The organism is Colwellia sp. BRX10-4 (genome assembly GCF_014077465.1).
Taxonomy (GTDB): Bacteria; Pseudomonadota; Gammaproteobacteria; order Enterobacterales; family Alteromonadaceae; genus Colwellia_A.
Window position 1 is genome coordinate 1 of record NZ_JACGVZ010000043.1, and the last position, 12,432, is coordinate 12,432.

Below are 12,432 nucleotides of genomic sequence, written 5' to 3' on the forward strand. Positions count from 1 at the left end.
TATGATTTACATGCATCTATGGGCTCAGACTTTCATTATCCAACGCGATGGAGTGATTTAGGTCGTAATTTACGTATGCCCGATCAGGTGAAACCCATTTGGGACCTTTGGCCTAAGGCCGTTAAGTGAGTTATTAAGTGAGCAACAGAGGTATACCTGAGGTATACGTAAGTGAGTAGTAAGCTTAACAACTGTATTAATACTTAAAGTCGTACCTAAAGTAATACCGAAATTAACATCAACATCTTAGTGGAGAAAATTTATGAGTCAGTTTTTTTATGTACACCCAGATAATCCGCAAGGTCGTTTGATGAAGCAAGCGGCGGCCATTATCCAACAAGGTGGTGTTATCGTTTACCCTACCGATTCAGGTTATGCTTTAGGTTGTCATATCGGCGACAAAAAAGCGCTTGAACGTATTTGTAATATCCGAAATATCGATAAAGATCATAATTTCACCTTAGTGTGTCGTGATTTATCTGAATTATCCGAGTATACCCGTGTTGATAACAGCGCCTATCGGTTATTAAAAAGTAATACCCCAGGTCCTTATACCTTTATCTTTAAAGGGTCAAAAGAAGTACCTAAACGGTTATTAAATCCGAAAAGAAAAACCATAGGTATTCGGGTGCCTGATAATGCCATAGTGCAAGCCTTATTGGCTGAACTGCAAGAACCTATTATGTCGACAACGCTAATCATGCCCGGTGAAGAACGAGCAGAGTATGACCCTGAGCACATTCGCGATATTTTAGAGCACCAAGTTGATTTAATCATTAATGGCGGGCACTTGGGTGAGCACCCAACCACCGTCATTGATTTTTCTGATGATGAAGTGAAAGTTATTCGAGTCGGTGAAGGCGACCCAAGCCCTTTTGAATAACTACAACTTATTATGGATTAATAACGAGTGAGTCAGCCCGCTAATTCAAAAGAAAAAACTATGCCGCGAGAGATGGTTCAGCAAGTATTACCGCTGGCATTGATCCGTGGTGAAGTGGTGGTTAATAAGCCAAAAGATTTATTTATTCCGCCTGATGCCTTAGAGGTTATTTTAGAGTCATTTGAAGGACCACTTGATTTATTGCTTTACCTTATTCGTAAGCAAAAATTTGATATTCTTGATATGCCTATTGCGCCGATCACTACACAATATATGCAATACATTGAATTAATGAAAGAAATTAAAATGGAATTAGCGGCCGAATACCTAGTAATGGCTGCCATTTTAATGGAAATAAAGTCACGTTTATTATTACCAAAACAAGCGGTAGCTGATGAGGACGAAGACCCACGTGCCGAATTAGTACGGCGTTTACAAGAATATGAAGTGATCAAAAGTGCCGCGCAACAACTTGATCAAATTCCTCGTCTTGAACGTGATTTTTTTCAAGGGAATGTTGAATTATCTGAAGATTTTCAAGCCGCCGTTTTTCAGGCTGATGTCGACTTAAGTGAACTTGTCAGTGCTTTACAAGGAGTACTTAAACGTACCAAAGCACTCGAACATCATCATATCGAAAAAGAATCTTTATCAACCAGAGAGCGGATGTCATCAATATTAGCGCAGTTAAAGTGTGCTGCTGAAAATAGCTCAGCTTTTGTTGAATTTAGCGCTTTGTTTGCAGTCGTTGAGGGCAGACAAGGTGTTGTGGTAACTTTTTTAGCTATTTTAGAGTTGATCAAAGAAAGTTTGATAGAATGTGTACAAACCACCATTTTTGGTCAATTAAGAGTGCGTTTACCAGTATGACAACGGTTGAAAAAATAAAAATAGCTAAACTTATTGAAGCGGCTTTTTTTGTCAGCGATGGACCTTTGAGTGTTAAGCAAATAAAAATAGAATTATTAGTTAATTATCAGCTAAATCACCAGCAAATTCGTGATGTCATTGGTGAATTGGTGATAAAATATAAAAATTCAGGGGTTAATTTGGTGCAGGTTGCTTCAGGTTACCGATTTGAAACGATTAGTGAGCTTAATGAAGACTTAGCTATTTTTGTTGCTAAGCTCACCAAAGAAAAAGCGCCTAAGTATTCGCGAGCACTTTTAGAAACGCTTGCCCTTATTGCTTATAAACAGCCAATAACCCGCGGCGAAATTGAAGAGATTCGCGGAGTAGCAGTAAGTAGTTATATAATGAAAACATTATTAGAAAGAAACTGGGTGAAAGTGGTTGGTAATAAAGAAGTGCCTGGGCGGCCATCGTTATATGCGACCACAAAAGCATTTTTAGATTATTTTTCATTAACTTCATTAAGCCAGTTACCCGAATTATTGCCTATGGCTGATTTAGGCGCTATAGATATACCTTTGCAAGCATCGGTTTAGTTATAGCAACAGCACCCGTATTAATAAAAATATACAAACACTATTTATTTTAGAGACAGCAACGTAGCGGAAAATACCGTGAAGTTACTGACGTAAAGAGAGTTAAAGCCATGTCTGAAAAATTACAAAAAGTCCTTGCCCGTGCAGGTAAAGGTTCACGCCGTGAAATGGAAACTTTCATTAGTGCTGGTCGTATCAGTGTTGATGGAAAAACCGCTTTTTTAGGGGACCGCATCGAAGGAAGTGAGCAAATTCGTCTTGATGGTCACATCGTTAAGTTAAAACCTAAAGAAGATGATTTATGTCGTGTCATTATGTACAACAAGCCCGAAGGCGAAATGTGTACCCGGAAAGATCCTGAAGGGCGTCCAACGGTTTTTGATCGTTTACCGCCACTAGAGAATAGTCGCTGGGTTGCTGTTGGTCGATTAGATATTAACACTTCGGGTATGTTGTTATTTACTACTGATGGCGAGCTTGCTAATCGCTTAATGCATCCTTCACAAAAAGTTGAACGTGAATATGCCGTACGTGTTTTTGGCGAAGTTAATGAAGCCATGCTGCAAACATTGCGTGCGGGTGTTAAATTGGAAGATGGACCAGCGAAATTTCAAAAGATCACTTACAAAGGTGGTGAAGGACGTAATCATTGGTTCCATGTGGTACTTTCTGAAGGGCGTAACCGTGAAGTTCGCCGTTTATGGGAAAGCCAAGAAGTTCAAGTTAGCCGTTTAATTCGTGTGCGCTATGGCGATATGGAAATGAAACGACAACTACCTAATGGTGGTTGGACTGAGTTAGCTTTACCTGAAGTCAATTACTACCGTAAATTAGTGGGCTTGCCAGTTGAAACACAAAGCAAAGTAAAAGTGGACGAAAAAGTAATGGATAATGCCAAAAGCCGTCGTATTCGCCGCTCAGTGAAAAAACATCAACAAAGAAGCCAACAAGCAACTCGTCGCCGCCGTTAGTCTTTTGTTGATATTGTTGCATAAGCTGTCATTAATTTTTTAAGGGATAAACTTGAATAAAACTTACGTAGAAGATCATGCCTCATTGGTTGTGCTTTGTCAGAAACTTGCGCAAGCAGACTTTTTGGCAATAGATACCGAATTTGTTCGCACTCGTACCTTGTATCCTAAATTAGGTCTTATTCAAGTGAACGACGGGGAAAACTTAGCGTTAATTGACCCCGTTGCGATAGATGATTTATCACCCTTTTGGCAGCTACTAACCGATGAAAAAATTTGTAAGGTACTACATGCTTGCTCAGAAGACTTAGAAGTTTTTCTGACTGCGGCAAATTGTCGTCCGGTTAACTTAATTGACAGTCAAATAATGATGTCGTTTCTCGGCCATGGTTTATCAATGGGCTATGCCGCAATGGTCAACCATTATCTTGAGATAGAAGTTGATAAGTCAGAGTCTAGAACCGATTGGATGAAGCGTCCTTTAAGTGCTAAACAGCTTGATTATGCGCAAGCAGACGTCGAGTATCTATTTCAACTTTATCCGCGTATTCGCGATGAACTTGAGCAAAAAGGCTGGCTCGATGCTGCGCAGGAAGAAAGTGATTTACTGATAGATAAAAAATTTACGCCTATCGATGAAAGTAAATTATATCGTAATATCAAGTTAAGCTGGAAACTCAGCGCCAAGCAACTGTACATCTTGCAACACTTAGCCAGTTGGCGTTTTCAGCAAGCGAAGAGTCGTGATATGCCGATAGGCTTTATTGCAAAAGATCACACCTTATTTGCTTTAGCGGTTCATAACCCTGATAACGTTGCGGTTATGGCCAACCTTGAAGGCGTCGAAATGCTTGATGTTCGCCACAAGGGCAAAACAATGTTGATGGTCTTAAAAAAGGCTGAGCAAGAAGATTGTGGTCAATACCCCGAGAAAATTTTTCGTCTTGATGAATACCCAGGTTATAAGCAAATCTTTAAGAAAGTGAAAAACTTTGTTGCTGAACAAGCGTTAAACGCTGAACTTACCGCTGAAAATTTAGCCTCGAAAAAACAAATTAATCAATTTTTGTCATGGCATTTTAAATTACATAATGCGCCCGAGTATAGTGAATCAATTGATATATTGTCGGGCTGGCGTAAAACCTTGTTCGGTGAGCAATTAAATTTATTCGCCAAAAATGATTTTAAATAAACTGTCTATTAGGCATTTTAAAACACTACAACTAAAAACATAGGTCTTCTTAATGCTGTGTACCATTTATAAAAGTACTAAAAAAGCGCAAACATATCTTTTTGTTAAACAACGTAATGATTTCTCATCAGTACCGGCACCCTTGATGTCGATTTTTGGTACGCCAACACTTGTTACTGTGATGAATCTAGCAAAAAAAGAAAAGCTGGCACTAGCAGACATTGAAAAAGTAAAAGCAAATTTAAATGAGCAAGGCTTTTACTTACAACTTCCACCCCCCGTAGAAAACTTACTTGACCAACATAAAACGGATATGAAAATAAAAAATAACAATGATGATTAAGGAGTGTTGCATGTCGTTTTGCTTTGATATTAAAAAATATAGTGTACTACTGAGTTGTTGTATTTTGCTTTGTTTAACTAGCTCTGCTCAAGCGGCAAAAAAAAATCTAAGTGCAGTGGGTTTTGAAATATATGTTACAGCACTCAAAGTAGAAGCGTTGGGCAAGGGCTATGACACTGCACTTGTTAATAACGCCTTTTCAAAGGTCAAATTTCATAAGCGTGCGGTAAAAGCCGATCGTTCTCAGCCAGAAACTGTTGAAACTTTAGATACTTATTTACCAAAACGTGTTCCTGACTGGAAAGTTAATAAAGCGCGTGCATTGTATAAAGAACATTTACCCTTACTGACAAAAATTGGTAAAGAATATAACGTTCAACCCCGTTTTATCGTGGCGTTATGGGGGTTAGAAACAAACTTCGGTAAAATCATGGGTAATTATAATGTTATTTCGGCATTAACCACGCTTGCGTATGAAGGTCGCCGTGAAGTGTTTTTTAAGAAACAACTTTGGGCTGCGTTAACTATTGTTCAGCAAGGACATATCAGTGTTGAACAGATGAAAGGCTCTTGGGCGGGTGCTATGGGGCAAAATCAGTTTATGCCAACCTCGTTTGTTGCTTTTGCGGTCGACGGAGATGGCGATGGCAAGAAAGATATCTGGGGTAATTTAGACGATGTGTTTTCGTCTATGGCTAACTATCTTAAAAAAGAAGGTTGGAGCGACGAATTAACTTGGGGTAGACAGGTTAAATTACCAGCAAATTTCGATAAGTCGTTGGCTATTCCTAAAAATACGGGTAGTCGAGCAAACTGGTTAAAAGCTTGGGAAAAAACAGAAAAAACCTTAGCACAGTGGCAAGCTTTAGGTGTTAGGCGCGCTGATGGTACTCACTTACCTAAAGTCGACATTAAGGCTGCACTAGTATTTCCTGATGACGAAAATGGCCGTGTTTATTTAGCTTATAATAATTACAAGAGTCTAATGCATTGGAATCTATCTTATTATTTTGTTAGCTCGGTCGGTCATTTATCAGACAGAATAAAATTTCCACCTATTCAGTAAAATTCATTCGATTCACCAGAGAAAATAAAAGAGAAGATATTTATGAGCGAACAAGCTCCTTTTTGGCAAACCAAAAAATTAGAAGAAATGAGTCGACCTGAGTGGGAGTCTCTTTGCGATGGTTGTGCTAAATGCTGTCTAAACAAATTTATTGATGATGATGAAACAACCCAGGAAACTGAGTTACTGCCAACCACTTATATTAACGAAGGTGAGCAGATTCATTACACTAATATTGCTTGCCATTTACTGAATGAAAAAAGTTGTCAATGTTCAAAATACGAACAACGTACCACTTTAGTGCCTGATTGTGTGCGCTTAACACAAGAAAATTTAGACGGTGTTTTTTTCATGCCGCCTAGTTGTACCTATCGTCGTCTAAAAGAGGGACGTGGCATGCCTTCTTGGCATCCACTGCTTAACAACGGAAAAAAGACAGCTATGCATAAAGCGGGGATGTCGGTTCGAGGAAAAATAGTTAAAGATAACGATGTTGCGATAGAATATTTTGAAGATTTCATTGTTTCATGGCCGCTAAATGATATCGATTAATTTTATGCTTTGCTTTCCTCTATGTAAAAGGTAAGTGCAAAGAGTGATAGCAACAAGGGTTGACGGCTAACGTTCAATTCAGTCGTGACTCGTTTCCTAAATTTCTAACGCTAATTCTAATAAAGTGAAATATAGATGATCATTGATGGTAAGCAGGCAGCTGCTGATTTACGAAAAACACTAACGCTTCAAGTCGCTCAGCTTAAAAAAGACAAGGGAATTGTTCCTGGCTTAACGGTGGTACTCGTTGGGGAAGACCCAGCAAGTGAAGTTTACGTGCGTAATAAAATAAAGCAGACACGTGATGTCGGCATGATTTCTAACGAAATTAAATTGCCTCATGACACTAGCCAAATACAATTATTAGCTGAGCTGCAACAATTAAATAGTGATGATGCGGTGCACGGTATTTTAGTACAATTACCCTTGCCAAATCACATTGATGAAAGCGTTATTATTGCGGCTATTGCTCCGCATAAAGATGTTGATGGTTTTCATGCGATGAACTCGGGTCGCTTGTTAAATGGCGAGCCAGGCGCATTAGTACCCTGTACGCCGCAAGGCTGCATTATATTGGCTAAACAACATTTAGGCGAAGACTTATCAGGATTGCATGCGGTTGTCATTGGTCGCTCTAATATCGTTGGTAAGCCTGTTGCTTTGTTACTTCTACAAGAAAATTGCACAGTAACCATTGCTCATTCCCGCACTAAAAACCTAGCAGGTATTTGTCAGCAAGCCGATATTTTAATTGCAGCGGTTGGACGAGCTAATTTTGTTCAAGCCAGTTGGGTGAAACCAGGCGCAACTGTTATTGATGTCGGTATTAACCATATAGAAGATGAGAGCGGCAAAGCTAAACTCGTTGGTGACGTCGACTTTGCGAATGTTGCACCGGTTTGTGGTGCGATAACACCGGTACCGGGTGGTGTTGGCCCAATGACTATTGCCTGCTTATTGAAAAATACCCTTATAGCCGCAAGCACTAATGGCTAATTTTCTATAAAATAAGCGGCTTACAAGTGAAAGCTAATAAATTTCTTTTAGCTTTCTTTACTCTTAGAAACCTTTCTAACAGCGGCTCAGGTAATTGTTGTTCAGATATTTTTTCAAAGCCATTTTGCAGATAAAAGTGATTTAGCGTTTCATCAGCAAAACAGAAGATTTCTTGGTGTTGATGTTGAGTGCAAGCAAAGGTTAATAGCTGTGAGGCTAACGTTTGTTGTCGAAAGGCCCGTTCGATAACCAAAGCATGTAAAAACGATTGTTGGCTATTTTCCAACAGCGTTGAAATTATAACTGTGCCAATAATATCTGATGAGTACTTAAGCAAGTAAGCGTTGTCTAAACCCAGTAGGCCTGCCCTATAACTTTGCTGTTTATAAAAACGCATCAGTGATTTTTTATCACTTTTAGTTGCGAGAGAAAAAGTCGTTTTCGTTTTCATTATCTGTCTTTTGATGATTGGTTGCTTATTATAAAACAAAAAACCAAGCAGGTTGCTTGGTTTTTTAACTTCAGTGTTCGTTATATCCTAAGCGCTTTCTCACCACGGGCAATACCGACACAGCCGGAGCGCACCGATTCAATTATCTCTGTTTCATTGGCGAGTGTCGTGATAAAAGCATTAAGCTTTTCAGCATCGCCAGTTAATTGAATGGTATAAACTTGCTTACCAATATCGATAATTGAGCCCCTGAAAATATCGGTAATACGCTTAACCTCAGTGCGTGATTTATCATTCATCGCCAAAACTTTGATCAGCAGTAGTTCCCGTTCAACATGGCTACGCTCTGTTAAGTCGGTAATTTTGATGACATCAATGAGTTTATTTACTTGTTTGACGATCTGCTCTAGTACTCTATCGTCGCCTCGTGTTGCTATAGTAATACGCGACAAACTTGGATCTTCAGTGGGAGCTACGGTCAAACTTTCAATATTAAAGGCGCGTTGAGAAAATAAACCAACAATACGTGATAAAGAGCCCGGTTCGTTTTCTAATAAAACAGCTAAAATTCTGCGCATTATGCTTTTACTCCTTTTTTTATCCACATATCATCAATTGCGCCCAATCTTATCTGCATTGGGTAAACATGTTCGTTTTCGTCAACTAATACATCTACAAAAACTAAACGATTTTTAATCGCAAAGGCTTCTGTTAGCTTATCTTCTAATTCATCTAAATGGTTTATCTGCATACCGACATGACCATATGATTCAGCAAGTTTTACAAAGTCAGGAAGCGAATCCATATAGGAAGATGAATGCCGGCCGCCATAAACCATATCCTGCCACTGGCGAACCATGCCTAATGAGCGGTTGTTTAATGAAATAATAACCACAGGTAAGTTGTACTGTAAGCACGTTGAAAGCTCTTGAATATTCATTTGAATAGAGCCATCACCCGTTATGCAAATAACATGACTTTCAGGGAAGGCTAATTTAACCCCCATAGCAGCAGGTAAGCCAAAGCCCATTGTGCCTAGACCACCAGAGTTTATCCATTGGCGAGGTTTAGCAAACGGGTAGTATTGTGCAGCAAACATCTGATGTTGACCGACATCAGAGCAAACATATGCTTCACCTTGGGTAATTTCATACATAGCTTCGATAACACGCTGGGGTTTTATTTGGTCACCTTCTTGGACATAAGCTACGCGGTTAATCTCGCGCCAGTTATTAACTTCTTGCCACCACTGCATTCTTTCTTCTTTATTAGGTTCGAAGTCTGTTGCCGCTAATTCATCTAATAACTGTTGTAACACGAACTCAAGTTGGCCAACAACCGGGATATGAGCATTAATCGTTTTCGAAATAGAAGTTGGGTCAATATCAACATGAATTATCTTGGCATCGGGACAAAATTTCTTAACATTATTTGTGACACGATCATCAAAGCGAGCACCAAGTGCAAGAATGACATCAGCATTTGCCATCGTTTTGTTGGCTTCAACTGAACCATGCATGCCTAACATACCAATATAGTTTTTATGAGTGCCTGAAATGCCACCTAAACCCATTAAGGTATTAGTAATTGGGGCATCTAATTTTTCAACAAGTTTTGTTAACAAGTCTGATGCATTGGCGATAATGACACCACCCCCCGAATAAACAACCAGCTTTTTAGCCGCGGCCATTGCTTTAACGGCTTTTCTTATTTGTTTAGGGTGACCCTTAACGCTTGGGTTGTACGAACGCATCTTAACATCAGTTTCAATATGAAATTCGCCCATGCTGGTTGGCATTAATAAGTCTTTGGGCAGCTCAATAACCACTGGCCCCGGTCTTCCAGTGCTGGCAATATAAAAAGCTTTAGCGATAATATTAGGGATGTCTTCAACCACCCGACAGTTAAAACTGTGCTTAACGATGGGACGAGAGCAGCCAACAATATCAGTTTCTTGGAAGGCATCATCGCCAATAAGTGTGGTCGGTACTTGTCCTGAGAGCACCACCATAGGAATTGAATCCATGTAAGCGGTAGCAATACCCGTTATACAGTTTGTCGCCCCAGGACCTGATGTGGCAAGCACGACACCTACCTCGCCGGTGGCCCGAGCAAACCCATCCGCCATATGAGTTGCGGCTTGTTCATGACGTACTAAGATATGCTCAACGTCTGTTTGCTGAAATAAGGCATCGTAAATATCTAAAACAGTACCACCGGGATAGCCGAAAATGTACTTCACGTCGAGTGCCGCTAATGCTTTTACTACCATCTGTGCACCAGTGAATTGCTTCTTTGTCATGAGCTTGCCTTCTATAAAGTATGGTTAAACTAAGTTTCAACAATAAAAAAACCCTCGGTCTTGTGCAGAGCGAGGGTTTATTGTATTTGTTATTTAATAACTTTTCTTACACACAACACCAACTCCGCAATGGTTTAATGACCACGACGACAGAGAGGAGTGTAATGAGTAAAAATGTAAAATTCATTGTAAATTGAATCCGAAGAAAAATTATTTATGCTTCTATTTTTAAGATGTTTTGCTCTATCTGTCAATAAATAATTACGATTTAAATGAATATACTCATAACATTTTAATTCTATCTTAATGATTTAGGTATAAGTCCATGCTAATGACGTTGCTTTTTTATCATTAATAAGTGGTATTTGGTCTGCAACGATTTAATTTTATTAGTATCTGAAGAAGGTAAATAAAGATCGAAAAAAAATCCCATGCAAGTTTACTTATATCATTGAGCAAAAATGGGCTTTGGTGAATAAAGATAGAAAAAAATGAGGCAGTAAGTTTTTATTTATCAAGTACTAGAAACACTCCAAATAAAGTTGGAAGCTGACCTCAACTGGCATAAGTGAACCTTAATAATCATTCGAAACAGATCCTGAAATGACGGTGTTAACGTCTTCTGCGTGCGCAAAGAAGAAGTAAATTTTTGAAATTTTAATGTTTGTTGAGGTTACCTTAACACCCGCTAGTTGTCTTAAGCAGGCAAATAGTTAATTAAATAATCATTGGTATAGTGGACGTGCCTAAAATCATTTTTGAGACTGATCTCAGGGTATAAAAAACAAAATGAAATTATATAATGAAAACAAAACTTATGGCGGCTGCAAGTTGATAGTTTTAGTTGGCATTCCATATATAGACGCTAACTTCTGCTACAAAATAGTCATTCTGGATTATTAAATAGCTTCTAATTACTGGTCAGCTTTGGGGGAAGAAAACTGACAGTTAGATATTTCAGTATTTTATATCCAATGGTAAGAAGCAGACATTTGTATGCTAAACGTCACATTAACTTATTGAATGAAGAGCTAAACTTTATAGTAAGTTATAAAAGTTTAGCTCTGAATTTCAGTATGCAATTTATTTAGCCGAGCCGACATAAATGATCTTAGTCTCTTCATTTTTTTGATTGAAAACGGCTGCGATATCTTTTATTTCAACACTTGTGGTAGGTATTTTATCTTTTTTGGAGGTGAAATGGTTTAAATACGAAAAGGTATCTAACGCATCATATTTATGGGCAAAATGCGCCATTACCATATCATTACAAGTAACAGAATTAACAGTAAAGCGTTTTGAATTAATCGCAGAACCCATCATACCCAATCTCAGTGCTTTTTTTAATCCATCTTTATTATTATTGCCAGCAATCACACACATTTCTGTCTCAATACTACTATCTGTTGCAATGAACTTGTACTTGGTAGCATTAGAATTGAAAGCTAATAATACGAACACTACTGCCAATGTTAAAATTTTCATAATTGACTCCTTTATAGTTGCAAGTACCCGATACAACTTAACTAAAACTCACGAATAGTTAACGGGAGATAGGAAGCTATTTAACACATCCTCATCCGCACGGTTATAGGCATTTTTTGCGCCATTCAGAATTGGTAAAGCCTAATGGTATGAATAAAAGGCAATTAAAATGTGTAACTTAAAATGATATTAATTTTGAAATAATAAGTGTAAAAAAAATGGACACTGGCTAATGAAAAACTCAAAATACAGAGAAAAATCTAATGTTAGATTTGGAAATATACATATTTATAGTCTGAATGAACATATTTGCAGTGCAATGTATTATATGCTGTAAAAAAACCTGACATTATAGTCTGCTTTACACAAAGTGGACGAGCTGCAAGAAGTCATGTAATACAACCATGTCCGCTGTAGATCAAAACATACAAAAATTTTCAGTATTAATTCTAAAATGCTAAAAATTACTATGCCACCCATGATAATGCTACGCAGTGACAATGTTCTGAAACACAGCTATCCATTGGTCAACAACAAGGCATGTACTGCATCTTGTAAGCCTTTGCCTATCGATAAATTATTATGCCACCCATGATAATTTTCCGCTGTGATAAAAAATTACTATGCCACCCATGATAATACTACGCAGTGATAATGCTCTGAAACACAGCTATCGATTGGTCAACAATAATGCATGTACTGCATCTTGTAAGCTTTTGCCTATCGATTTTTATAGATGTTGA

At 38.4% G+C, this 12,432-nt stretch carries 13 protein-coding genes; 9 read left to right on the forward strand and 4 right to left on the reverse strand.

Annotated elements, in window-relative coordinates; genetic code table 11:
- Positions 1 to 262 precede the first annotated feature (262 nt).
- The 9 genes from H4J67_RS18920 (at position 263) to folD (ending at position 7,451) form a co-directional block, all read left to right on the forward strand.
- Positions 263 to 883 carry an L-threonylcarbamoyladenylate synthase gene (locus H4J67_RS18920; protein WP_070374004.1) on the forward strand — a complete coding sequence of 207 codons (621 nt, stop codon included), beginning with the start codon at positions 263 to 265 and terminating at the stop codon, positions 881 to 883.
- 60 nt (positions 884 to 943) lie between these two features.
- Positions 944 to 1,753 (forward strand): ScpA family protein, encoded by an 810-nt coding sequence (locus H4J67_RS18925; protein WP_182174866.1) that lies wholly within the window; start codon positions 944 to 946, stop codon positions 1,751 to 1,753.
- Positions 1,750 to 2,331 carry an SMC-Scp complex subunit ScpB gene (scpB, locus tag H4J67_RS18930; protein WP_182204685.1) on the forward strand — a complete coding sequence of 194 codons (582 nt, stop codon included), beginning with the start codon at positions 1,750 to 1,752 and terminating at the stop codon, positions 2,329 to 2,331. Before H4J67_RS18925 ends, scpB begins: the two co-directional genes overlap by 4 nt.
- A gap of 110 nt (positions 2,332 to 2,441) precedes the next feature.
- The gene (gene rluB, locus H4J67_RS18935; protein WP_070374002.1) at positions 2,442 to 3,302 is read left to right on the forward strand and encodes a 23S rRNA pseudouridine(2605) synthase RluB; all 861 of its coding nucleotides are present in this window, start codon (positions 2,442 to 2,444) and stop codon (positions 3,300 to 3,302) included.
- 52 nt (positions 3,303 to 3,354) lie between these two features.
- Entirely contained in the window at positions 3,355 to 4,494 is a 1,140-nt protein-coding gene (gene rnd, locus H4J67_RS18940) for a ribonuclease D (RefSeq protein WP_182174883.1), read from the forward strand.
- Between the two features lie 52 nt (positions 4,495 to 4,546).
- Positions 4,547 to 4,837, forward strand: a complete 291-nt coding sequence (locus tag H4J67_RS18945; RefSeq protein ID WP_182174885.1) for a YcgL domain-containing protein — start codon at positions 4,547 to 4,549, stop codon at positions 4,835 to 4,837.
- Between the two features lie 10 nt (positions 4,838 to 4,847).
- A complete protein-coding gene (locus H4J67_RS18950) occupies positions 4,848 to 5,903 on the forward strand; it encodes a lytic transglycosylase domain-containing protein (RefSeq protein ID WP_182204687.1) in 1,056 nt (351 codons plus the stop codon).
- 42 nt (positions 5,904 to 5,945) lie between these two features.
- On the forward strand, positions 5,946 to 6,455 hold the full coding sequence (locus H4J67_RS18955) for a YcgN family cysteine cluster protein (RefSeq protein ID WP_146798446.1): 510 nt from the start codon (positions 5,946 to 5,948) through the stop codon (positions 6,453 to 6,455).
- A gap of 135 nt (positions 6,456 to 6,590) precedes the next feature.
- Positions 6,591 to 7,451, forward strand: coding sequence for a bifunctional methylenetetrahydrofolate dehydrogenase/methenyltetrahydrofolate cyclohydrolase FolD (gene folD, locus H4J67_RS18960; protein ID WP_182204689.1), 861 nt, complete (start codon positions 6,591 to 6,593; stop codon positions 7,449 to 7,451).
- Positions 7,452 to 7,455: 4 nt separating this feature from the next.
- Here the strand turns inward: folD and H4J67_RS18965 are convergent, their stop codons facing one another.
- The 4 genes from H4J67_RS18965 to H4J67_RS18980 form a co-directional block, all read right to left on the reverse strand.
- On the reverse strand, positions 7,456 to 7,902 hold the full coding sequence (locus H4J67_RS18965) for a GNAT family N-acetyltransferase (RefSeq protein ID WP_182174891.1): 447 nt from the start codon (positions 7,900 to 7,902) through the stop codon (positions 7,456 to 7,458).
- Between the two features lie 80 nt (positions 7,903 to 7,982).
- Positions 7,983 to 8,480: an acetolactate synthase small subunit gene (ilvN, locus tag H4J67_RS18970; RefSeq protein ID WP_070373995.1), complete on the reverse strand. Its 498-nt coding sequence runs from the start codon at positions 8,478 to 8,480 to the stop codon at positions 7,983 to 7,985.
- A complete protein-coding gene (locus tag H4J67_RS18975) occupies positions 8,480 to 10,204 on the reverse strand; it encodes an acetolactate synthase 3 large subunit (protein WP_182174893.1) in 1,725 nt (574 codons plus the stop codon). Before H4J67_RS18975 ends, ilvN begins: the two co-directional genes overlap by 1 nt.
- Before the next feature lie 1,083 nt (positions 10,205 to 11,287).
- A complete protein-coding gene (locus H4J67_RS18980; RefSeq protein ID WP_182204690.1) occupies positions 11,288 to 11,689 on the reverse strand; it encodes a DUF3718 domain-containing protein in 402 nt (133 codons plus the stop codon).
- Positions 11,690 to 12,432 lie beyond the last annotated feature (743 nt).